Here is a 23,478-nt window from a genome sequence, read left to right on the forward strand (position 1 = left end):
TGTCATGTTTAAAATTTAGACTCAAGTATTTTATCTATCCCCCTATGAAAAAGGCCCCTTATTTATAAGAGGCCTTTTTTAACTTACCAGATATCTGAATCAACTTTTTTCTTCAATTCTGGATACTTATCAATTTTAAACTCAGGCTCTTTAATGCCTTTTTTCAATTGTTCACGGTAATCTTTCAATAATGTACGTGCCATCGGCGTTAACAATAAGATTGCAATCAAGTTAATGGTTGCCATGATACCCATAAACAAGTCAGCCATAGACCAAACGAGTGGAACACTACCAATCGCACCGAAGTACACCATCACCAATACAAAAATACGGAAGATGAACATGACTTTCGGATTGTTATTAATAAACTGTACATTACCTTCTGCATAGGCATAGTTACCTAGTACAGCTGAATAACAGAATAAGAATAATAGAACTGCAAGGAAGTCTGAGCCCCAATGTCCAACTTGAGTTTCTAAGGCACGCTGTGTTAATTCAACACCGACAAAACCTGCATCTTGGTAAACGCCAGAAACCAAAATAATGATTGCAGTACTTGTACATACAATGAAAGTATCTACAAATACACCGAGCATTTGTACCAAACCTTGGTTTACAGGATGTTTTACATCAGACGCAGCCGCTGCGTTTGGTGCAGAACCCATACCTGCTTCGTTAGAGAATAAACCACGCTTAATCCCTTGCATCATTGCCATTGACACTGCCGCACCAAAGAAACCACCTGCTGCAGAATTAAAATTGAAAGCTTCAGTCACAATCAGCTTTAAAATATCAGGCAAAATTGCATAGTTACTGATTGCAATATATAGAGCAACAGCTAGATAAAGACCTGCTTTTAAAGGTACAAACATCTCTGCAAATTTAGCGATACGCTTAATACCACCAAAAATTGCTAATGCCACTAAAACTACAAGAGCAAGGCCAACCCATGAAATTTCTAGATCAACGCCACCTAAATGAGCAATAAGATTAGCTTTGTCCCAACCCCAAGCATGTGAAGATGCATTAGCAATCGCATTGATTTGAACTGAGTTGAATACAAAACCGTAGGTAAAGATCAATGCAAGTGCGAAGACCACACCAAAGGTTTTACTGCGTAAACCTTGAGTAATATAGTAGGCTGGTCCACCGCGGAACTGTTTAGTCTTACTATCTCTAACTTTAAATAGCTGAGCAAGCGTAGACTCAATAAAAGCAGAGCTCATACCAAGAACAGCTGTTACCCACATCCAAAACACTGCACCAGGACCACCAATTGCGATGGCAATTGCTACACCAGCAATATTACCTACCCCAACACGGCTCGCAAGGCCTGTTACAAACGCCTGAAAAGGTGTAAGACCATGCTCATCTTCGCCTTCTGTACGACTGCTTTTCATCACTCGGATACTTTGCAAGAACATGCGAATTTGCACTGCTCCTGTTAAGACCGTATAAAAAACACCTACAGCCAACAAGAAAATAACCAAAAAGTCCCATAAAGGATCATTAAAAAATTTTACCCACGACATCAGTGTGGCATTGAGTTGTTCATTCATACTCGGTCCGCTTACGTTCCTTGCTAATGTGCTAAAAGCACATGCCAAAATACTGCAATAAACAAAAAAGCCCCTAGAAACCGGGACTTTTCAGTAAATTCAAGAAAAAACTTTTAATGTCAATTGAATAGCAATTATCGTCACAAGTTTAAGCAACATCATGCCCAACACTAAGCCTTTGAAGGTTGCATGAGAGAAAGCGACCTTCAGACAAAATAATATCATTGCACTACTGAAAATTTCCGCTTTTGGAAAAACAGTATGCATCGACTCAGCTACAAACTTGGAAACTAACAAATGACCACCGCTAAATAAACTCGTCTAATGATTCCCATCAATTAAGCGAGTTATACAAAATCTGGATTTAAGCCAATAAGCATATTTACATATACTTTTGAGCAAATGTCTAAACTGGATATAAATTTCAAAGACTGTAACAAGCGATCGCCATAACGCGACTATCTGCGCCCTTTTCTCCATGATCAAAGAAGAGTGCGTTTAGATCTGTACTAAGCTGTTGTATTTTTTGTGGCTCAGTAGCTGCGTGAGTTACGTTCATTTTCATGGTTGCAATGGTAATCGCCAATCCTTGTTTCATGAACTGCTTGTTGATGAGTGGTAGACTCATGTAAAGCTCCTATACCTCGTGTATTTCTCCATTTCTGCACCTAAATCCTTTTTGTAAAGGGATTTTGTTTGCAGCCACTATTTCCTAACGTGAGTATGGAGAAATCATACCTGCGTAAAAAAGTCGGTATTATGCAGAAATTTAAAGTTTTGTGTATATTTTTCATTAAAATTTTATATAAAAAATGGTCATATTTTATATAAAACTATCCGTTTTGTACTGTTTTTAAACATATTATACCTTTTTTTCAATTGAATATTTTTCACCCACTCACTGTTATGCTTTTATTTTTATAACCGACAAAATCATACTATTTTGTCTATTTAAATCTAAAGTGGCATATTCGAATTATGATTAATCAGACAATATGTCTAAACTAATTAAATTATCATACCTGTAAGAATATCTCTTTTCTAATATTTTTTGCTTATAAATGAAGTACTTTCAAAACATGAAATTAAGCTTCAAAAAGTATGAAAATATTTAAGACAAAGATATAGAGGAGTATCTCATGAATCTGGAACAAGTTCGTCTCGTTGATGAAGCTATCACTTCTCGACATTCTGTCCGCGCTTTTTTAAATACTCCAATTGAGTCAGGAGTTATTAAAGATATATTACAAGTCGCAAGTCGAGCACCTTCTGGAACAAATACTCAACCGTGGAAAGTCTATGTAATAACAGGCAACAAGCGTAATGAAATGGTTGAACGTGTCTGTGCAGCACAAATCGAAGTTTCAAAAAACCCGGAACTTGCAGAACAATATAAAGAAACTTTTGCCTATTACCCTGAAAAATGGATATCCCCTTTTATTGACCGCCGCCGCGAAAATGGTTGGGGACTCTATGGTCTACTCGAAATTAAAAAGGGCGAAAAAGAAAAAATGGCTGAACAACAGTTACGTAACTTTAAACTGTTTGATGCACCAGCCGGCCTTTTCTTTACAGTAAATAAAACCATGGGAATCGGGTCTAAAATGGATATCGCAATGATGATCCAAAACGTGATGGTTGCTGCCAAGGCACGAGGTTTAGATACATGCCCACAAGCAGCTTGGAACCATTTTCACCCTATTGTTTTAGATATCTTGGGTGCATCAGATGATGAAGAGCTAGTTTGTGCAATTGCGTTAGGTCATGCTGATCCTAATCACATTGTAAATACCTTCATTACACCTAGAGAACCTGTCGAAAATTTCACAGTTTTTCTAGACGAATAAGATCTAAGTCGCCATTCTTTTAAAACTATGAGAATGGCTTGGTTTCTACTTGTTGCGCCGCTTTTAAAACGACAACGAACCCACTCAGCGTAAATAACACCATCATCACGCCCATGTTGAGCGATGCAGACCAAATGAGGAAGTTAAGCAGCACGCCACCCAAGAGGCCACAAGCGAATTGCATACTTCCCATAATTGCACTGGCAGTTCCTGCACGGGCACCTTGTTTGGACATTGCTAGTGCCATTGCATTTGGTCCTGTTAAACCAATGCCTGAAATAGCTAAAAATAGCCCTAACATAACAAGCCATAAAGGCGCAGCAGGAATTAAACCCGCAATAAATACGATAATGGCTCCAGTCACTTGTACAAGTGAACCGGCCTTTAACCGTTTAGTGATTTCAACACGTGATGTTAAATGCTTATTTAAAGATGACATCAACATAATGCCAAAAGCATTTAGTCCAAAGGCATAAGCAAACTCTTGCTGATTCAGTCCGTATTGATCCATAAAAACTGCTGGTGCTGAGCTGATATAACAAAATAGCGCAGCCCCTGTTAAACAACCTGCAAACATAGGTAAGCGGAAACTCGCATCTTTGAAAATAGCTCCATAGAGGGTAACTACCTGATATGGTGACAGCTTGAGTCTTTTATCGATTGCCAAGGTCTCTTTAAAGAAGAAATGTACGCACAACCAACATATAACTCCCACAATTGAAAGCGCAATAAAAATCGCTTGCCACGGAAACCAAATTAAAATCCATGCTCCAATCATCGGCGCCAAAATTGGTGCAAGTCCCATTACAATCATCATGCTTGAAAAAGCTTGTGCCGAGCCTTGAACATCTAATTTATCGCGTATGGCTGCACGGGCCATAACCACACCAACACAGCCACCTAAAGCTTGCAAAATACGAGCAGCAATCAAGCCCCATTCATTTGTAGCCAATACACAAAATAAGCTTGCGACCGCATAAAGTGCGAGGCCAAAATAAAGTGGTTTTTTTCTACCAATCCGGTCGCTTAGAGGACCATAAACCAACTGCCCAACAGCTAAACCAAAAAAGTAAGCTGGTAGTGTATTGGCCACCATTTGTGTACTTACCCCAAAATCATGCGCCATTTGTGGCAAAGCAGGTAAGTACATATCGATGGATAATGGCCCTAAAGCCGTAAGTAAAGCGAGCAACATAATCCAGCCAATAGAGTATTGACGCTGGGCTGTTTGTTCAGACATAACGATATTTCATTTTTCAATCATTTGCATACAGACAAGCTTACACTGTCTATCGTATGATTTGTGCAACATTGGTGTAGAAATACACAAATCCTTTATCCTCAGGTTGATCAGCAAGGACTTCCTTTGAAATCTTGGTTTAAACGCCTAAAAAGAGCGACTTATAACACAACATTTATGTATAACGTGCGAATGCTGATAGCCTTTTCAGGAACTGCTTTCGTGCCTTATTTTCTGGGCTATCAATTAGCAACAATTCCACTTACTTTAGGTGTGGTTGCAGCCGGTTTAAGCGATATTGATGATCGCTTTTCAGTACGAATCATGAACCTGATTTATACTTATATTGGGTTCTTCATTACTGCAGCTTCCGTACAATTACTTTTCCCCTACCCAATGGCTTTTGCTTTGGGATTGATTGCTTCGTGTATTGGCTGGATTTTACTGGGTTCATTAGGACGTCGTTACGCAACCATCTCTTATGGATGTTTGGTTGTTTCAGTATATACCATGTTGGGCGTTCACCTCTTTGACCACTGGTACATCCAACCTGCCCTTTTAGTTGCAGGTGCTGCATGGTATGGCTTAATTGCAACTATTAGTTTTTTACTATTTCCGGTTCGACAACTACAAGACAAACTGGCCGCGTCTTATGCATCCCTAGGCGATTTTCTCTTTGCAAAATCAAATTTGTTTGATGTAGATATGACTCCTGCCAGCTATCAGCAAAGTATGATCGAACTGTCATTAGAAAACGGTAAGTTAATTACGATTTTTAATGACTTAAAAACAGCTTTATTGACTCGTTTAAAAGGCGACCGTGGGCAAAAAGATACACGCCGTAGCTTACATTATTATTTTGTCGCTCAAGACATTCATGAGCGTGCTGACTCCGCTCATATCGACTATCAAAAGTTAGCCAAAATTTTTCAGCACAGTGATATTTTATTTAGATTCCAGCGAATTTTGGCGATCCAAGGCAAAGCTTGCCAAGAGTTAAATGAATGTATTTTACAACGTAAACCTTATAACCATAATAAAAGGTTTAAACAAAGCTTTGAAAACCTACGCCTCTCATTAGAAAAGTTACGTCGTGATCAACATTATGACCTTTTATGGGTAAATGCGCTTTTCGCTTTATACCAAAACTTAAAATCTATCGATTCCCAGTTACTCAATCTGGAAACAGAGCAACACATTCAATCTGATAAAGTGAAACAAGCCGAAAACCAGCTTAAAGATGATGATTTACAAGGCTGGAATGATATTGTTGTTCGAATAAAACAAAATTTAACTCCCGAATCTGTGCTGTTCCGCCACGCGATTCGTGTATCGATTGTTTTATTTATTGGATATGTGCTCATCCAAATGACCAATATTGAATATGGTTATTGGATTATGCTTACAGCTCTATTTGTAAGCCAACCTAATTTTAACGCGACCAAACGCCGCTTACGTCTACGAATTGTTGGAACATTAATTGGGATTATTGTAGGTCTTGCGATTATCTTCTTAATTCCTTCAACTGAAGGGCAACTATTCATGTTGATATTAAGTGGAGTCCTGTTTTTTGAATTACGCAGTAAGCAATATGCGCAAGCAACCGCTTTTATCACAATTCTTGCATTAATTAACTTTAATCTGGACGGTTCAGCAATGGCTGCGGCCATTCCAAGATTTTTAGATACCTTAATTGGTTGTGCTTTAGCTTGGTTTGGCGTGACATTTATTTGGCCCGACTGGAAGTTCCGTCGTTTACCTCGCAACATCAGACGTTCATTACAAGCTCAATGTAATTATTTAGCTGAAGTTGTGAAACAGTATCATGAAGGCCGTAATCATGCGCTCAATTACCGAATTGTACGTCGAGCTGCACACAATACAGATGCTGAAGTAGCTTCACTTATTTCCACTTTAGCGACTGAGCCAGACTTTGACCCAACTCGTAAATCCGATATTTTTGAATTTTTATGTTTAAACCATACATTTTTAAGCTATATCGCGGCACTTGGGGCACATCGAGAAAGCCTTCAGGATCAAGCTGTTCTTAAATTATTAGACCAAGCGCTAGATGATATTCAAGGAGCTCTCTTAAGAGATGAGATGCCTGATCTTACAGCACAAAATATGCTCCAAACGATACGTCAGCGTCTAAGTCAAAATGATGAAAATGACCAAAAATCACTCATTATTTTACAGCAGCTCTCACTCATGCTTGGCGTGTTGAACCGATTTAGTATGTTAAAACAACGTCTAAGTCATGATCTTGATAATGATGCCAGTGAGCTTGCATCATTATAAATTTGAGTCGGAATTTAGTATCAAATTGGCATAATATCCTTTCCTGACTTATGCCAATTAGTGCTAAACTTAAAACAGTTTACAATTTGTTATTTGCACTATGACCGCGAAAACTTTATACGCTTATACGCTTCAGCCTGTTCACTATGACGTGTCAGAAGCTGAACAACGTAATGCACAGCTTCTTATCTGGCGCAGCACCAATAAAATCAGCACAAAAATTTGGGCAATTATGGGTGTAGTTTTAGCCCTAGCTATATTAGGTCTTATTTTTATTAAGAACTACTCTACTGTTTTTTGCTGGGTTGCTATTGTCGCTGTAGTACTTTACTACCTAGGTCGTAAATACGGATTAGAATGGTACGTTAAACGCAAAATGAATGAATTTCCGGTACAGGAAATCAAAGGTATTCGTTTAGGCGTGCAGCCTCATGGTATTGTGATGCGCCAAAAAATGGGCCAACAAGAAGGCGTTGGTACAATTGGATGGAAAAATATCTACGAATGGTACAATGGACCTGATTTCATCTTGGTAAATTTCAAAGTAAAAGATCCAAAAGGCCAAGAACAACAAGGTGCTTATATTTTACCTAAGCGTATGGATTCTAAAAACTTCTCGTTCAATACGATTCGCACGCATTTAAAAGAAGCTGTAGGCGAACCGAAAACTCTGTAAGTTTTGATTTCATAAAAGGCCTCCTTATGGAGGTTTTTTATTGCAGTAAAAACAAATGATAATGAAAATTAATATTATCTCCAAAATCCATATTATCTACTCAATCTTCGGCTATACTTCTTTACAAGATCTCCATCATATTCACATTTTCGACCATGTTTAAAAAAATTTTATTTCAAATTCATTGGTTTCTGGGTATTACTGCTGGCCTAATCTTATCCATTATGGGTGTAACAGGTGCAATTTATTCTTATGACCAACAAATTTTAAAATGGGTAAATTCTGATAGTTATGTTGTTCAAGCTGAAAGCACTCCAAAATTAACGCCTGCTCAGCTATATCAACATTTCAATACGACTCAGCCTGAAATTAAAATTAATAGCATTACGATTGCCAAGGATCCGACCACCTCTTCTACTGTCAATATTGAAAAAGAAGGTGAACGCCGTGGCTATAATATGATGGTGAATCCTTATAACGCTCAGGTTCTGCCGGATGTTAAAGGCCGAAAACTGTTGTTATTAATACAACAAATTCATCGTAATTTAACCGCAGGCGAAGTTGGTAAGCAAATTACTGGTGCTTGCGCCTTAATGCTAATTTACTTTGTACTGAGTGGATTATATTTACGCTGGCCTAAAAAGCATTCTGCCCGTCAATGGCTCGCGGTTAAACCAAAATTGAAAGGCCGAAATTTTATTTGGGATCTACATGCTGTTGTTGGGACATGGGTTATTGTTTTTTATCTACTATTCGCATGTACAGGTCTATATTGGTCTTATGACTGGTGGCGCAGCGGCATGTTCAAAGTGATGGGAGTTGAACAACCCAAACCACAAGGTCATGGCTCCGCTCCTCAAAATCGAGGAATGCAACAAAATAAACGATCTGAGCATAATAACGATAAAAAATCAGAGCCTCAATTAGATAATACTCAGCTCATTACAGCACTTAATCAAACATGGAGTGGCTTCAATAGTCAGGTCGGGCGTGACTATTCGACACTAACATTAAACTTACCGAAAAAAGATGATGGAAAAATTGAATTAAGTTTTGTCGATGCTACCCCGCAACACGAACGTGCACGCAACCAAGCCATCTATAATTATCAAACTGGCACTATCGAAAAGATGGAGCTCTACGAAGATAAAAAGCTTAATCAAAAAATCATGAGCAGTATGTTACCTGTACACCGTGGTAGCTTCTTTGGACCAATTTATCAATTCGTTGCGATGCTTGCCTCATTGGCAATGCCTTTATTCTTTGTTACAGGGTTGATGCTTTATCTTAAACGCCGCAAACAGAAAAAGTTAACACAGGCAGCTCGTCAGTCTTTAGCTGGGCAATACATTGATCCAAATGCAAAGCCTTGGCTTATTACCTACGCAACTCAAACTGGTGTAGCAGAACAACTTGCTTGGAGTACAGCAACAAGTTTACAAGAAGCTCATCAACCAGTTCTGGTTAAACCTGTACAGCAGCTAACACAATCTGATTTAGAGCAGCATGAGCAGGTTTTATTTGTAATCAGTACATACGGCACTGGTGATGCTCCCGACCTCGCTACAAGCTTTGCTAAAAAGCTTTTAAAAGCAAATCTAGATCTTAAGCACATGAACTATGCTGTTTTGGCGCTAGGTTCTAAAGAATATCCTGATACATATTGTAGTTTTGGTCATGCAGTAGATGCTTGGCTTAAAACTAATGGTGCTCATGCTCTCTTTAATACAATTGAAGTTGATAATGTAAACCTATCGGATATTCAAAATTGGAATCAATCACTTGCGAAAGCAACTAAATTAGATTTGCATGCTGTAAATTTAGAAAAAGTTTTTGATACATGGAAGTTACAACAACGTGACTTACTCAATCCAAATAGCTTAGGGCAACCTGCTTATAATATTGAGCTTAACGCAAAGCACGAAGCAATATGGCAAGCGGGTGATATTGCTGAAATTCAGCCTGGTAATAGTCCTGAACGTATTCATGCATTCTTGCAGAAGCATCATATTCTTAAAAATGCAAAAGTTGACTCATTAGAGATTTCAATTGAGAAAGCACTTTGGAATAAAGACTTAACTGGTGAAATTGAACCATTTGCTAATCTAGATCATTTATTGGAACAGCTCCCTACTCTACCAACACGCGAATATTCAATTGCGAGTATTCCTTCTCAGCAAGTACTTCGTTTAGTTGTTCGTCAACAATATGACGCATCCGGTAACTTAGGTTTAGGTTCAGGTTGGCTCACTCAACATACGCAAGTCAATGATGACGTTGCTTTGCGTATTCGTACCAATGAATCATTCCATCTTATTGATGACAACCGCCCTATTATTTGTATTGGTAACGGAACCGGTATTGCAGGTCTAATGAGCCTGTTACATACACGTACTCGTCATGACTACACTGAAAACTGGTTAATCTTTGGTGAACGTCAAAGAGCATGTGATTTCTTCTATGCATCAACAATTGAAGCATGGCAAACAACAGGAATGTTAAAACGTTTAGATTTAGCATTTTCCAGAGATCAAGAACAACGCGTGTATGTTCAAGATGTAATCCGTCAAAATGCAGAAGAACTAGTAAGCTGGATAGAACGCGGCGCTGTTCTCTATGTCTGCGGTAGCATTGATGGTATGGCAAGTGGAGTCGACCAAGCACTGGTTGAAATTCTAGGTGATGAACAGGTAGATGAATTAAGACAACAAGGCCGTTATCGCCGTGATGTTTATTAAAGGCCAATAAATCAGAAAACCGAGTAATGACACAGATGCTTTACTCGGTTTTTTATTGCATTCAGAATGATTTTGCATAAACTGTCTGCAATTTAAATTGCAACTGTAAACACAATGCAAGTCAGTAAGTGGATCCGTATTTTCTTAGCAATCATTGGTTCGATTTTATTTCTAGATGGATTGGTTCTAATTTGTCTCAATAAAATTAATGTTGGCACAATTATTCCTTTAATTTTAGGCGCCTTCTTCTGTCTCTATTCTTTATTTTATTATCATTTAGAGCGTTTCTTCTTCTATCACTATCGCTTACACACACTTTGGCGTTTTGGATGGTTATGCCTCTGGATATGGTTAATTAGCTTAGGCTATTTCTTTGATTTTATTAAAGAGAATAAAGAGACAAGTCAAAATCTCCCTCCAGTAAATGCAATCATTGTATTAGGTAGTGGCGTTGAAAATGGCCAGCCCTCTAAAACTCTTGCAAAACGTTTAGATACGGCCGCCCCTATTGCTCTAAAACAGCTCCAAGCAAAAGTTGTTGTAACGGGAGGTCTTGATTTTTCAGAAAAGGAAAGCGAAGCATTAGTAATGTCTCGTTATCTAGAACAACATTATCATTTAGCAAAAGAACGAATGATACTTGAAGATAAAAGTACAAGTACTGAACTCAATCTAATGAATAGTAAACCACTATTAGCACAGCACCACATTACCCTCGACCAACCGATTGCTATTGTGACAAGCGATTTTCACACTCCACGAGCAGCAGCTATTGCTAAAAAACAAGGTTATACGCAAGTTTATACAGTGGCGGCTGAAACACCATTAGCTACTCGCTACAATTCTTGGTTACGAGAATATTTCGCTTTTGCAAGTGGATGGTTTTTTAACGAATATTAAGACTAACTTATTTCAAAACTGCTATTAACAAATAGCAGTTTTTTTTTACGCAAGAAAGTATCGTCACTACTTACAAATAGATTTAGCAGGTTAAGAAATATATAAAGCTCTATTTGAGTCATTACATGGCAAATTTAATATGAGAAAAGTTTATCCAATAGAAATATAAAATAAATTTTTTAAGAAAATTTTATGTGAAATAATTTCAGTCTATAACTCAGGCAATCACTTTTAAACACAGTTAGGTTTTAAACCTATAGCCCCAAATTAAATAACACAAAAGTCATTTATCCAAATAAGAAATAACTTAACTAATGATTTTCAGTCAATTGGAGATATAAACATTGAGCTTTAGAATAGAAAAACTAAATTTAGAGTGACTTAGATAAAGAATTCAAATAAAGATTAAGAATTACAAATAAATAAGCAATTTAAATATTGGAAAAATTTAACTTTCGGAATGAAATAATGGTGGGCGCTGACGGGATCGAACCGCCGACATTCTGCTTGTAAGGCAGACGCTCTACCAACTGAGCTAAGCGCCCTTAATGAGAAAAGATAACGAATGTATCTTTATACTCTACATTCTCTAGACAAGGGAATCAAGAGAATGGCGCAGCGGACGGGGCTCGAACCCGCGACCCCCGGCGTGACAGGCCGGTATTCTAACCAACTGAACTACCGCTGCACTACAATACTTTAAAATAAAGTATGGTCACATATATGGTGGGCGCTGACGGGATCGAACCGCCGACATTCTGCTTGTAAGGCAGACGCTCTACCAACTGAGCTAAGCGCCCCAAGAAGAAAAATTAATTATTCATTAATTTTTTGATATAAGATTTTTACATCTCAAATCATCTTCCAAACACAACTCGAACTGAAAAGTGGCGCAGCGGACGGGGCTCGAACCCGCGACCCCCGGCGTGACAGGCCGGTATTCTAACCAACTGAACTACCGCTGCACTTTCACAATATCGAAATTGTGGGGTAAAACGATGTTAAGTCTTAAGTGGCGCAGCGGACGGGGCTCGAACCCGCGACCCCCGGCGTGACAGGCCGGTATTCTAACCAACTGAACTACCGCTGCACTTGAGAGCTTAACGTAAAGGCTTGGTGGGCGCTGACGGGATCGAACCGCCGACATTCTGCTTGTAAGGCAGACGCTCTACCAACTGAGCTAAGCGCCCTTTAACGTCTTCATCGTTTGTGAGGTGCATTATAGAGAATCTTTAACAGGTGTCAAACGCTTTTCGACTTCTTTTTAAAAAAATGCGAATGAATGATTAAAAATAAGTCATTATTAAGTAAAAAACAATTTTTTGTATTTTATTTAAACACTTATTTCAATATTTTCTGCATTTACACCGCTAATCAAGAATAGATAAAACTCGTACTCAGGTTAAAGATTGTTCAGATAAATAAACTAATGCATCTTCGGCAACTAAATCAAATAGCTCAATGATTTCTTCATTACGCATTCGAACACACCCATGTGACATTGGCACCCCCATTGGTTGCGTGTCTGGAGTTCCATGAATGTAGATATAACGTTGCATAGTGTCGTGGCCTTCCCCTTTATTAAACCCGGTCTCTAGACCATCTAACCAGAGAATACGAGAAAGTATCCAGTCTCGCTCAGGATATTGCGCAGCTAACTCAGTGCTATAAACCTCCCCTGTTGGCTTACGCGCGATAAAAACTGCATTTTGGGGAGACTCTGCACCAATTTTCTTCGCCACTCTATGCCATCCACGTGGTGTTCTACCCGTGTTTTCCTGCTCACCAATTCCATTCTTTCCTGTAGAAATGACATAAAACTTATTATGTTTAGGCAAAGTTAATGTTTGGTTTGCTAAATCGATGAGAACATCAGCATCTTCGAACTTAAATTGAGACATTGAACTTATTCTCTTATATCAACTCAAATATTTTGAGTTTAACTAAAAAATTATTGTAAGGGCTTCTCTTGCACTGAAAATAAAAGATTATCCATCTTCTTCTATCTACGCGCAGTTTCACTCTACGCGCAGTTTCACTGCTTATCTTGCGCCAAAATAAAAGATTATCAATCTTTTATTTTGGCTCAGGGCGTAGCCATAACCAAACTGCAACGATGAACATAGTAATATCAGTAAAAGCCTTGACCAAAAGTGGCGCTGAAGTAAATAGCATTATAATTCCGCTAATTGCCATCATTATGCTTGCAATCCACTTCGCTTTACGAGGTACTGTGCCATTGGCTCGCCAATCACGTAATGTTGGTCCATATTTAGGGTGGTTTAACAACCAATCATCCATTTGTGGCCAGCCTTTTGAAGCAGCCCAAGCAGCCAGAATCAAAAACACTGTTGTCGGCATACCTGGTAAAATTGCTCCAATAATGCCTAGCGTGATAAAAATCACGACTAAAGAGCGCCAGAACAATGTTCGCATATATAAACCTTAACCTGCTGTTGGCGTTAGTATAAAGTGTTTTTCTAATGTTTTTCGTTGATCCGTTATGAAATTAGGATGAATTACTTCGAGTATTAAATGTATGAATATTGCCTCAGTTAAAACGTCCTATTTCGAACCATGGCTACAATTTCAACACCCTATAGTTCGACAGCTGGCATTTTGTATTGCTAGTCCAAATTTACTTTCCCAACTACCAAAAAGTCTATATATACAACATCATTTTAAGCTACATCCAACCGAAGTATGGGAAAGTCATTTTCAAAATTATTTGCCACGTTTAAAAGAGCTCGATCAGTCCCCAGAGCCTTTAATTCAGTTTTTATCTCAGCTTAAAAGTACACGTTTAGGTTTGCGCTTTGAGCATCTACTCTGGTTTTGGCTACAAGAGGATCAGTACCATCCCTACCAATTATTGGGACATAGTATTCAAAAAATTGAGGGGGCAAAAACATTAGGCGAGCTGGATTTTTTAATTTTAAATAAAGACACTCAAAAAATTGAACATTGGGAGGTCGCCTTAAAATATTATCTCGGTGAGGCAGATTTACATTTAGAACAATGGATTGGCCTGAACCGTCAGGATACTTTAAGCAAAAAGCTTTACCACTTTACCAACAAACAATTTCAATTTCTTGAAGCATTAAACTTTGAAATTCATCAACGCTTTGCAGTTTTAAAGGGACAACTTTATCTGCCTTTAGAGTTAAATTTACAGCAGCCTCTACCTGACTGGATCAATTTAAAGCGTCGTTTGGGCTATTGGGGCACCACAATTCCTCATTCTTCTTTTTATCGATTAGAAAGGCACGAATGGCTGTGTCCAAATAAACAGCCTAGTTCCGCCCCAGCACACTGGTGGACAGATGGCTTATATTGTAAAAATGGTCAGGAAGTTCTGTTTTATATGTTTAGACACCCTTCACACTTAAAATTGAAGTCCAACATGCAGAAATTTAAATAATTAACAATAAATTTAAGATTCTAGACACATTTTATAACGTTTTTACTATTAAACAGTCATGTTTCTTTTTCCGTTTGTTTTTTAATCTAAATTTACTTCATTATTAAATTTAAACGGAGAAAATGATGAAAAAAGTTTTAGCTGCTTCTGTAATGATTGCTGTTGTTTTAACAGGCTGTAATACGTTTAAGGGTTTTGGTAAAGATGTTTCTAAAGCAGGTGATGCTGTAACGAATACTGCTGAAAAAACACAAGATAAAATGTAAGTTAGAGTTGTCACTAAAAAACCTTATCATTCCGATAAGGTTTTTTTATTTTTACGTACCCATCACGTAGAGATTCGCCTATTATATCGGACTATATTTCACCTGATCAGCACGCAATTTCCGGTATGAACCATTCAGATACTCTCTCGCTTAGCCTAGAACTTTTACAACAACCTTCTGTTACTCCAATTGATCATACTTGCCAGACCATCATGGCAGACCGTTTAAGCCAAGTTGGTTTTCATATTGAACCAATGCGTTTTGGTGAGGTAGATAATCTCTGGGCACGTCGTGGAACTGAAGAACCTGTATTTTGTTTTGCAGGTCATACTGACGTAGTCCCGACAGGTAAATTAGAAGCATGGAATTCAGACCCATTTGCACCTGAAATCCGCGATGGAAAATTATATGGTCGCGGTTCGGCAGATATGAAGACAGCTTTGGCAGCTATGGTTGTCGCATCTGAGCGTTTTGTAGCAAAACACCCAGACCATAAAGGATCTATCGCATTTCTGATTACTTCTGATGAAGAAGGCCCTGCGGTTAACGGTACGGTCAAGGTTATTGAGACTCTTGAAGAACGTAATGAAAAAATTAAATGGTGTTTGGTCGGCGAACCCTCAAGTACTCATAAATTAGGTGATATTGTTAAAAATGGGCGTCGTGGCTCACTCAATGCAGTATTAAAGGTCCAAGGTAAACAAGGTCATGTGGCTTATCCACATTTAGCACTAAACCCAATTCATGAAGCATCACCAGCTTTAACAGAGCTATGCCAAAGCGTTTGGGATAATGGAAATGAATATTTCCCAGCAACATCATTTCAGATTTCAAATATTCATGCTGGAACTGGTGCAACCAACGTAATTCCAGGTACTTTAGAAGTTACTTTTAACTTCCGTTATTCAACAGAAGTGACTGCTGAACAACTTAAACAACGTGTTCATGAGATTTTAGATAAACACAGTTTACAATATGAAATCGTTTGGAATCTCTCTGGTTTGCCTTTCCTGACTCCAGTTGGTGAACTCGTTAATGCGGCTCAAACTGCTATTTTAAATGTAACTGGCACTGAAACTGAGCTTTCAACAAGTGGTGGTACTTCTGATGGACGTTTTATTGCTCCAACTGGCGCACAGGTATTGGAGTTAGGCGTTCTTAACGCAACAATTCATCAAATTAATGAACATGTTGACGTACATGACCTCGATCCATTGACTGATATTTATGAGCAAATTTTAGAAAATTTATTAGCTAAATAAAAATTAAAAAGGAACTCAAATTGAGTTCCTTTTTTTTATAAATAAAGTGAATTTTGGATATATTGCAAATTAGGAACGTGGTAGCGTTGATTCTCCATACGCACATATTTAAATACAGTTGGGTGCTGTAAAGAATCCTGTATATCTTCGTTTTCATCTACGACTTCAGAAATACGCAGACGAACTGAAAGTGGCATCGATTTACATATGAGTGCAAAACGTTGGCTGATATCTTCACTTTCAATAACTAATGCCACCGCTCGCGAATCAATTTCATTATGCACTGTATAGACTGGAAGTTTTACATCATGCCATTCAATATGCTTGATACCATTTTTAACATCCATAGCTGATAACACTATGTTTTGTGGCAATAGCATCGGCACTTGCTGATCGCATTCAATAATATATGCATCAATAAAACCAGTTGAAACAGTAATTAAATGTTGAAGTTCTTGCTGATCCATTTCATTAATTAAAGATGTACTGATATGACTCTTCATTAGGCAAGTTCCTCTTCACGTGTCGTGAAAAAAGCATCAATATTGTGAAGTAAGTCTTCTTCTTGGAAAGGTTTACCCATGTATTGGTTCACCCCTAAAGCAAATGCTCGTTCACGGTGTTTTTCGCCAGTTCTAGATGTAATCATAATGACTGGCATATCTTGATGTAGGTCATGATGTCGCACGAGGTTAAGTACCTCAAAGCCATCCATTCGCGGCATTTCGATATCAAGCAGCATCAGATCTGGTTTAATATTTTCCAACTGCTCAATTGCATCAATACCATCTTTAGCAGTGACTACGTCATAGCCCTGACGTTCTAGTAAACGAGTCGTTACCTTACGGACTGTGACAGAGTCATCTACAATCATAATGAGACGGCGTTCATCAGACTCACGTTGTCTATAGATAGCTTCATTCAGCTGCTTATGTCGGCGGCTAGACTGAATTTGGCGAGCAATATTTTGTCCATCTAAAATTAGACAAACTTGACCATCACCTAAAATAGTTGCGCCTGCAATCGCACCAATACTAGAGAACTGCTGCCCGATTGGCTTGACTACAATCTGCGCACGTGAACCAATAAGCTGATCAACCAATAATGCAATTGTTTGTCCATTATTGGTCTTAATCATTAATACTGGTAATGAATACATCATCCCGCTTAAACGTGGAATTGGTTGATTACCAACAAACTCAGATAAATAACGTAATGGATAGCGTTTATTTTCAAATTCAAAGAATTCTTGTGCACTTCCAAAATACTGTTCTAATGATGTTGGTGAAACTCGAACAATTCGATCAATTTGGGCCAATGGAATTGCAAATTGTTGATCAGCAACTTTAACCATTAAGGCATCACTAACAGCTACTGTGGTCGGAACGCGTATTGTAAAGATTGTTCCTTGCCCATACACAGAGTCCACACTCACATGTCCGCCCAAAGCTTTAATATCACTTTGTACAACATCTAGTCCTACACCACGACCTGAAATCTGAGTGACTTGATCGGCCGTACTTAACCCTGGATGGAAAATCAACTGTAAAATATCTTGATGTTCTAATACTTGTTCAGGATTAATCAAACCAGACAATAGGGCCTTTTGACGGACCTTCTCGATATCAATACCTCGGCCATCATCCTTAAATGTAACAACAACATCCGTACCTTGACGATGAATATTCAGTTCAATACGTCCAATTTCTGGTTTTCGCGCTTGTTCACGCTGCACACGATCTTCTAAACCATGGTCAATTGCATTTCGAAGCATGTGCTCAAGTGGCGTAACCAAACGCTCTAGCATTGTCCGGTCTAATTCACCTTCGGTATTATTAACAAAAAGCTCTGCTGGTCGATCCAATGCAGTAGAAGTCTGCCTCACAATTCTTTGTAAACGAGGTAGCAATCGAGAAAATGGTACTAATCGTGTTCGCATGAGGCCTTCTTGAATTTCGGCCTGAATACGTGACTGCTGTACCAGCAAACTTTCAGTGTCTCTGATTTTTTCAGATAATGTATTTTTAAAATCCACTAAATCCGATGCAGATTCGGCAAGTGATTTCGATAATTGATTCAATGAAGAATATTGGTCCATCTCTAGAGGATCAAATTCTGTATAACGAGAGTGCTCAATACCGTGTTTTGCAATAATCTGACTTTCTAATTCGCCTTCCATTCGGCGTAACTGATCTGCTAGTCGTTGAATGGCTAATTCCATTTCCACTAACGTATGACCAAATTGACTGAGATCCATTTCAATTCGTGAACGGTTAATCGAATTTTCACCAGACAAATCAATCATTTTCTCAATTAAATCTGCCGAAACCCGGATCATCTCATTATTTTGTTCAAGATGCTGTGCTTGTTCCCATGCCCCCATCATTGGTGGTGGTTCTGCACCATCACCTTGCACAAAGCTCATTACAGGTTCAGTGCTAAATAGATCAGTTCTAGTCAACTTACTTGGAATTTGTATTGCAGTTTCAATAAACTGAATATTTTCTAAACTTTGTTGTAAACCATCGAAATGTTGATAATTTTGCTTGAAAATTGCCTCTTTTAACCAAACAATCGCACTCTCTAACAAGTTGTCATAAATATTTGAGCTAAAATGATAAAGCGCAAATTTTTCAAAAGCATTTTCAAGTTGATAGGCAATCGCTTGTACGGTTTCAAGTCCCACCATACGGGAACCACCTTTCAAGCTGTGCACTGCCCTTTGTAGCTGAAGCAAGATACTACGATTGGTGCGCTGCTCAAACCACTGCTTTAATAGGTGATCGGCCATCTCTAACAGCTCGGCCGCTTCCTCCATAAAGGTCTGCTCGACAACAGAGTCAATATCCTGATCTTGGATACTGTCTGTATAGCCTTCTGCATCAAAAACTTGTAATTCTGTGTACTCAACAAGTCTATTATTAGACTCAACAATCTGCTCAAAATTAGAAGTTAACTCATGGAGATTTAACGCAGTATTGTGTATAGCTTCTTGTTGTAATACTTCAACACTTGATTCTGGTACAACATCTGTTTCAGACTCTGCTTGCATCTCTTTAGCAGTAGACCCGAGTGAATTATATACCTTACCTGCATTCCTAAGCGCTTGAATAGTATGAGAAGCAGCATAATCTAGGTGCTGTTCACGTACTATTTGTAGGCGATCAGCTAAATCATCTTGAACCAAACGAATAAAATCAATGAGAGCAGATGAAGTAATTAACTGTCTTTGAATTAGACGCTCATAAATACTTTCTAACTCATGTGCAATTAAACCAATATAATTTGCCTGAATCATATTTGCCCCACCTTTTAAGGTATGCAAATAGCGCATCAGATTATTAAGAGCAGCAAAGTTCTCTTGATCATTAACCCAAATATTAAGATCTGTATCCATTCCTTCAAGCAACTCATCGGCTTCTTCAAGAAAAATATCTAACAGTTCTGGATCAAAATAACGGTTTACGTGCTCAGTAGACATGAACTGGCGATCTAAATGCACACTCTGACTCATCACTACATGATCAGTTAATACACTTTCGATAGATGCTGAAGATTCATTTGCTGTTTGTTCTATATCAGCACTAAAGAGTGACTCAACGACTTCCTGATGAGTGTCTAATAGTTCAGAATTAAGGCTTGGAATATATTGAGTATATAGTTTTAGCTCTTCCAAAATATTTTGGTGTTGCTCAATAATACTAACTCTTTGACCCGCAGCTAATGCATCAAATAACTGAATTAATTGTTGATGCGCTTTCTGATAAATTTCAAAAACATAATCTGATTGCAATAAATCAGGTCGATCAAGCAATACGTCATAGCTATCTTTCAGCTGGTTCGTATATTCATATAAACCAACCATGGCCTGCGACTGAGTATGTTGCAATAACAAATCAGCTTGTTCAATTAAACGTTCAAGATAATGAGGAAACTCAGAACGAATTCCTTTCTCAAAATCTAACTCTGCATCAAGTAATTCTGAAACATCGAGCTGTAACAGCTGAGATACTAGACCATGTGGAGGCGTGAGCGGGCTCGCATGCTCCCCATGCTGCTCCATATAAGCATCCCAAACCTGATTGAACTGTTTCAGGTTAGAGTCTAATTGCTCATTAGAGCAATGCGCAGCCAATAGATCTAAACAATTTCGAATAAATTGACGGTAATCACGGAGTAGTAAAATTTCTTCTGAATGAGAAGATAGCTCTTCTTGTAATAGAATTTTAAATAAATGCTCAACTTTAGTACTAGCATCAAAAATTGCTTCTACCTGAGCCATTGCCGAGCTGCCGCGCAACGTATGTAATGCACGGATTAGCGCATTGTAACTCTCGTGCTGATGTATTTCTTGTTCTAAGAATTGATCGATGGTCGCTAAGTGTTCCTCCGCCTCTTCCATAAATAAAACTAAGGTTTCAGCAAGGTTATGTTCACTTTCTATGGCGGTTTCTAGAGTTAAATTATCTGATTCCTGTTCTAAATCATCCACCTCTAAACCAGTCTTAGTTTCCGCAGTGAGAGTATCCGACAATAATAATAGTTCTTCTAAAGCAGGCTCTAGACTTTGCTGTTGTTGTAATTGTTGTCCCAATAAAATAAGAGGTCTAAAATCTACTGCATGTTCCTTTTTAGATTTAAAGTCACCTACTAATTTAAAGAAATAGAACTTAAATACCAACTGAACATATTGTTGGATGTTAGGAGTTAATGTGAGACTCTCATTGATTACCCGATTAAGCGTATCTTCTACAGTCCAAGCAAGCTCAGCAGAGGATTTCGCTGCAATCATTCGCCCTGAACCTTTCAAGGTATGAAAATGGCGACGGATCTCAGTCAGCGTAGCAACATTTTTAGATTGCATCCATTCATGAATCAAAGATTGCAATTCAACAAAAATTTCTTCAATTTCTTCAACGAAGATATCAAGAAATTCAGCATCTTGTTGAGAATAGCTATCTTCCGGTAGCATCATTGCTTCAGTTAAAGTTTTTAATATTTCTTTCATAGCAAAGGCTTCTTTTGCTTGTCCCCTAAATGGAGAAAAACGACAGAGTCAACACCAGATAAATAGCTGTGTCCCCAATACTTATCTGGTGTTGTTAATACTTTTTAGAAGAATAGCTAGTATAGAAACAGCTATCCTCGTCCCCAATTTAATCAGGTAATTTAAAGTCCGTTACCGATTCACGTAATGACTCTGCCATATTTGCTAATTCAGAAACAGAACGCGCTGTATCGAATGTCGCAGTTGTCGTTTGCGAAGTAATTTCTTGTACGACGGTCATGGTTGTCGCAATGTGACTCGCAGATGCAGACTGAAGTTTTGCTGCATCAGAAATGTTGGCCATCAAGTTTGCCAAGTCACCAGATACTTTTTGAATCTCGTCCAAGGCAATACCTGCATCTTTTGCCAAGTTCGCTCCGCGCACAACCTCAGTGGTTGTTTGTTCCATTGAAATAACAGCTTCATTCGTATCGGTCTGAATTGTTTTAACCAGAGTTTCGATCTGTTTAGTTGCCGATGCAGAACGTTCTGCAAGACGCTGTACTTCGTCTGCAACCACGGCAAAACCACGCCCTGCTTCACCTGCCATAGATGCTTGAATTGCTGCATTTAATGCAAGAATGTTTGTTTGGTCTGCAATGTCATTAATTAACGATACGATGTTACCAATTTCTTGTGAAGACTCACCCAAACGTTTAATACGTTTAGAGGTTTCCTGAATCTGTTCACGAATCGTGTCCATACCTTCAATTGAACGGTTTACTACTTGTGCTCCATTAGAAGCAATTTGTACCGAACGTTCTGCTACTTCGGTAGATTCAGATGCATTTGAAGATACTTGGTCAATTGATTGCGCCATTTCATTCATTGCGGTTGATGCGCCAGCAATTTCTTGTGCCTGATGCTCTGATGCTTCTGCCAACTGGTTAGTAATATTTTGTGTATCCTGCGTATAGCGGGCAACTTCCTGTGAAGTTTCATGAATTCGGGATACAAGATCACGTAATTGGTCAATCGCGAAGTTAATCGAGTCGGCAATCGCTCCAGTAAAGTCCTCAGATACCGTTGCATATGAACGCAAGTCACCATCTGCCAAGTCGGCGATTTCATCTAGTAAACGTAAAATTGCGTTTTGGTTACGGTCATATTCTTCTTGCAAGGTAGCTACACGTTGTTTATCTGCTTTACTACGAAGTGATAAAAGCTTTAAGACCGAGCTAATTAAGCCAAGAAGTGACAATGTAAGAAGTGTAACTAAAGTAAAGGCTTTCCAACCATAGTGTGTTTGCTCAGAAAGATTACCCAATGCAGATAACATCTCATCAGATTCTGAGAAGATCTCACCTGATGACTGACGTACGTTTACAATCTGATCCGTATGTTTAAGAACTGATGCCGCTGCAGATTTTAAAACTTGATCATACTCAGATTTAATACCTTCCAAAGACTCACGCACTTCTGGGGACTCAACTCTAGCAACACCCAATTCAGCATTTCCATTTAGCTGTGCATTTAAATACACACCAAAGGTCTCAATATCGACACCAAAATCATGTGCTGAGGTCTGAGAGTTTTCTGTACCAACCAAAACGGAGTTAATAGAGCGTAAAATACGTTCTGCAATAAATACCTGGTTTTTAGCAATAATCACCTGATTGCTCGCTACTTTTTCGCGAACCATCTTATCGACCATCAAGTTATATTCAGCCTGAATCTCAGGAATAGAGTCACTAATCGAGATATTCATGTTGTATAACTGATTAATTACGTCCTGATGTGACGAGATCAAGTTAATGTCATAAGACAAAGCTTTCCACAGGACCGCAACCTTTTTGTATTCTTTTGAAGATGTACCATAAATATTTTCAACATCTTTCATATTTTCTGCAAAAAGTTTATTTGATTCAGCCAAGTCTTTCATGGCTTTAGGTGATCCAGAAGCCGTTGCTTCTGTAGCCTGTCTAGAAATAGTTTGTGACAATAAGCGCAACTCACCCAAACTACGTGTTAATTGGTTATGTCGAGGTACGCTATAAAATAAATAAACGAGCGAAGTTAAAGCAAATACTAAACATAACAACGCTACATAAAGGATAGGCTTGGACTTTTTACTTTCCCCAAATAAACTGGCGTATTGATCAATTTCCGACTGGATTTTTGCAATAAAATTGAGACCCGATTTTTCGGACGCAACACGATTGCCGCCTTTCTTTTTAAGCTTAAAGCCCATAGCTTCTCCCCAGAAAATACTCTGTTTTTC

General features: G+C 38.4%; 17 protein-coding genes and 6 tRNA genes. 8 read left to right on the plus strand and 15 right to left on the minus strand.

The window, feature by feature from the left end; all coding sequences use genetic code 11:
- Positions 1-83 precede the first annotated feature (83 nt).
- The 3 genes from RMB13_RS04185 to RMB13_RS04195 all read right to left on the minus strand — a co-directional run bounded on the left by RMB13_RS04185 (position 84) and on the right by RMB13_RS04195 (position 2,187).
- A complete protein-coding gene (locus tag RMB13_RS04185; protein WP_005036356.1) occupies positions 84-1,559 on the minus strand; it encodes a sodium:alanine symporter family protein in 1,476 nt (491 codons plus the stop codon).
- A 99-nt stretch (positions 1,560-1,658) separates the two neighbouring features.
- Positions 1,659-1,799 (minus strand): hypothetical protein, encoded by a 141-nt coding sequence (locus tag RMB13_RS04190; RefSeq protein WP_132071758.1) that lies wholly within the window; start codon positions 1,797-1,799, stop codon positions 1,659-1,661.
- A 184-nt stretch (positions 1,800-1,983) separates the two neighbouring features.
- Complete coding sequence (locus RMB13_RS04195) at positions 1,984-2,187, minus strand: hypothetical protein (protein WP_005036353.1); 204 nt, start codon at positions 2,185-2,187, stop codon at positions 1,984-1,986.
- 511 nt (positions 2,188-2,698) lie between these two features.
- Between RMB13_RS04195 and RMB13_RS04200 the strand changes: the two genes are divergently transcribed.
- Entirely contained in the window at positions 2,699-3,406 is a 708-nt protein-coding gene (locus tag RMB13_RS04200; RefSeq protein WP_045125922.1) for a nitroreductase, read from the plus strand.
- Positions 3,407-3,431: 25 nt separating this feature from the next.
- Here RMB13_RS04200 and RMB13_RS04205 read toward each other — a convergent pair whose 3' ends face one another.
- Positions 3,432-4,646 carry a multidrug effflux MFS transporter gene (locus RMB13_RS04205; protein ID WP_311084494.1) on the minus strand — a complete coding sequence of 405 codons (1,215 nt, stop codon included), beginning with the start codon at positions 4,644-4,646 and terminating at the stop codon, positions 3,432-3,434.
- Between the two features lie 126 nt (positions 4,647-4,772).
- Between RMB13_RS04205 and yccS the strand changes: the two genes are divergently transcribed.
- The 4 genes from yccS to RMB13_RS04225 all read left to right on the plus strand — a co-directional run bounded on the left by yccS (position 4,773) and on the right by RMB13_RS04225 (position 11,261).
- Positions 4,773-6,947 (plus strand): YccS family putative transporter, encoded by a 2,175-nt coding sequence (yccS, locus tag RMB13_RS04210; RefSeq protein ID WP_311075749.1) that lies wholly within the window; start codon positions 4,773-4,775, stop codon positions 6,945-6,947.
- Between the two features lie 100 nt (positions 6,948-7,047).
- On the plus strand, positions 7,048-7,623 hold the full coding sequence (locus tag RMB13_RS04215) for a hypothetical protein (RefSeq protein WP_311084495.1): 576 nt from the start codon (positions 7,048-7,050) through the stop codon (positions 7,621-7,623).
- A gap of 155 nt (positions 7,624-7,778) precedes the next feature.
- Entirely contained in the window at positions 7,779-10,361 is a 2,583-nt protein-coding gene (locus RMB13_RS04220; RefSeq protein WP_311084496.1) for a sulfite reductase flavoprotein subunit alpha, read from the plus strand.
- Positions 10,362-10,475: 114 nt separating this feature from the next.
- Positions 10,476-11,261 carry a YdcF family protein gene (locus tag RMB13_RS04225; protein WP_080027716.1) on the plus strand — a complete coding sequence of 262 codons (786 nt, stop codon included), beginning with the start codon at positions 10,476-10,478 and terminating at the stop codon, positions 11,259-11,261.
- Positions 11,262-11,730: 469 nt separating this feature from the next.
- Here RMB13_RS04225 and RMB13_RS04230 read toward each other — a convergent pair.
- From RMB13_RS04230 to RMB13_RS04265, 8 genes are all read right to left on the minus strand, one after another.
- Positions 11,731-11,806, minus strand: a tRNA-Val gene (locus RMB13_RS04230).
- Positions 11,807-11,872: 66 nt separating this feature from the next.
- A tRNA-Asp gene (locus RMB13_RS04235) sits at positions 11,873-11,949 on the minus strand.
- 36 nt (positions 11,950-11,985) lie between these two features.
- A tRNA-Val gene (locus RMB13_RS04240) sits at positions 11,986-12,061 on the minus strand.
- Between the two features lie 88 nt (positions 12,062-12,149).
- Positions 12,150-12,226: transfer RNA gene (locus RMB13_RS04245), tRNA-Asp, on the minus strand.
- Positions 12,227-12,274: 48 nt separating this feature from the next.
- A tRNA-Asp gene (locus tag RMB13_RS04250) sits at positions 12,275-12,351 on the minus strand.
- Between the two features lie 24 nt (positions 12,352-12,375).
- A tRNA-Val gene (locus RMB13_RS04255) sits at positions 12,376-12,451 on the minus strand.
- Positions 12,452-12,658: 207 nt separating this feature from the next.
- Entirely contained in the window at positions 12,659-13,162 is a 504-nt protein-coding gene (gene elsL, locus RMB13_RS04260) for a cell wall-recycling L,D-carboxypeptidase ElsL (protein ID WP_005050004.1), read from the minus strand.
- 175 nt (positions 13,163-13,337) lie between these two features.
- A complete protein-coding gene (locus tag RMB13_RS04265) occupies positions 13,338-13,697 on the minus strand; it encodes a YbaN family protein (RefSeq protein WP_004639014.1) in 360 nt (119 codons plus the stop codon).
- 103 nt (positions 13,698-13,800) lie between these two features.
- Here RMB13_RS04265 and RMB13_RS04270 point away from each other — a divergent pair, with 103 nt between their 5' ends.
- The 3 genes from RMB13_RS04270 (at position 13,801) to dapE (ending at position 16,210) form a co-directional block, all read left to right on the plus strand.
- Positions 13,801-14,682: a DUF1853 family protein gene (locus tag RMB13_RS04270; protein ID WP_311084497.1), complete on the plus strand. Its 882-nt coding sequence runs from the start codon at positions 13,801-13,803 to the stop codon at positions 14,680-14,682.
- 122 nt (positions 14,683-14,804) lie between these two features.
- A complete protein-coding gene (locus RMB13_RS04275; RefSeq protein WP_003655297.1) occupies positions 14,805-14,948 on the plus strand; it encodes an entericidin A/B family lipoprotein in 144 nt (47 codons plus the stop codon).
- A 125-nt stretch (positions 14,949-15,073) separates the two neighbouring features.
- Positions 15,074-16,210, plus strand: coding sequence for a succinyl-diaminopimelate desuccinylase (gene dapE / locus RMB13_RS04280; RefSeq protein WP_133747775.1), 1,137 nt, complete (start codon positions 15,074-15,076; stop codon positions 16,208-16,210).
- A 35-nt stretch (positions 16,211-16,245) separates the two neighbouring features.
- Here the strand turns inward: dapE and RMB13_RS04285 are convergent, their stop codons facing one another.
- The 3 genes from RMB13_RS04285 to RMB13_RS04295 form a co-directional block, all read right to left on the minus strand.
- Positions 16,246-16,713 carry a hypothetical protein gene (locus tag RMB13_RS04285; RefSeq protein ID WP_311084498.1) on the minus strand — a complete coding sequence of 156 codons (468 nt, stop codon included), beginning with the start codon at positions 16,711-16,713 and terminating at the stop codon, positions 16,246-16,248.
- Entirely contained in the window at positions 16,713-21,218 is a 4,506-nt protein-coding gene (locus RMB13_RS04290) for an Hpt domain-containing protein (protein ID WP_311084499.1), read from the minus strand. The genes RMB13_RS04285 and RMB13_RS04290 overlap by 1 nt, the downstream gene beginning before the upstream one ends.
- Positions 21,219-21,366: 148 nt before the next feature.
- Positions 21,367-23,448: a methyl-accepting chemotaxis protein gene (locus RMB13_RS04295; protein ID WP_132071634.1), complete on the minus strand. Its 2,082-nt coding sequence runs from the start codon at positions 23,446-23,448 to the stop codon at positions 21,367-21,369.
- Positions 23,449-23,478 lie beyond the last annotated feature (30 nt).

This window comes from Acinetobacter sp. V102_4, from assembly GCF_031799005.1.
Taxonomy (GTDB): Bacteria; Pseudomonadota; Gammaproteobacteria; order Pseudomonadales; family Moraxellaceae; genus Acinetobacter; species Acinetobacter calcoaceticus.

Excerpts from the sequence above, each read along its gene's own strand:
- RMB13_RS04185 (WP_005036356.1), bottom strand. The coding sequence starts at position 1,559 with ATGAATGAACAACTCAATGCCACACTGATGTCGTGGGTAAAATTTTTT.
- RMB13_RS04265 (WP_004639014.1), bottom strand. The coding sequence starts at position 13,697 with ATGCGAACATTGTTCTGGCGCTCTTTAGTCGTGATTTTTATCACGCTA.
- RMB13_RS04195 (WP_005036353.1), bottom strand. The coding sequence starts at position 2,187 with ATGAGTCTACCACTCATCAACAAGCAGTTCATGAAACAAGGATTGGCG.
- RMB13_RS04200 (WP_045125922.1), top strand. The coding sequence starts at position 2,699 with ATGAATCTGGAACAAGTTCGTCTCGTTGATGAAGCTATCACTTCTCGA.
- RMB13_RS04225 (WP_080027716.1), top strand. The coding sequence starts at position 10,476 with ATGCAAGTCAGTAAGTGGATCCGTATTTTCTTAGCAATCATTGGTTCG.
- RMB13_RS04270 (WP_311084497.1), top strand. The coding sequence starts at position 13,801 with ATGAATATTGCCTCAGTTAAAACGTCCTATTTCGAACCATGGCTACAA.
- RMB13_RS04285 (WP_311084498.1), bottom strand. The coding sequence starts at position 16,713 with ATGAAGAGTCATATCAGTACATCTTTAATTAATGAAATGGATCAGCAA.
- elsL (WP_005050004.1), bottom strand. The coding sequence starts at position 13,162 with ATGTCTCAATTTAAGTTCGAAGATGCTGATGTTCTCATCGATTTAGCA.
- RMB13_RS04220 (WP_311084496.1), top strand. The coding sequence starts at position 7,779 with ATGTTTAAAAAAATTTTATTTCAAATTCATTGGTTTCTGGGTATTACT.
- RMB13_RS04215 (WP_311084495.1), top strand. The coding sequence starts at position 7,048 with ATGACCGCGAAAACTTTATACGCTTATACGCTTCAGCCTGTTCACTAT.
- RMB13_RS04295 (WP_132071634.1), bottom strand. The coding sequence starts at position 23,448 with ATGGGCTTTAAGCTTAAAAAGAAAGGCGGCAATCGTGTTGCGTCCGAA.
- RMB13_RS04290 (WP_311084499.1), bottom strand. The coding sequence starts at position 21,218 with ATGAAAGAAATATTAAAAACTTTAACTGAAGCAATGATGCTACCGGAA.
- RMB13_RS04275 (WP_003655297.1), top strand. The coding sequence starts at position 14,805 with ATGATGAAAAAAGTTTTAGCTGCTTCTGTAATGATTGCTGTTGTTTTA.
- dapE (WP_133747775.1), top strand. The coding sequence starts at position 15,074 with ATGAACCATTCAGATACTCTCTCGCTTAGCCTAGAACTTTTACAACAA.
- RMB13_RS04205 (WP_311084494.1), bottom strand. The coding sequence starts at position 4,646 with ATGTCTGAACAAACAGCCCAGCGTCAATACTCTATTGGCTGGATTATG.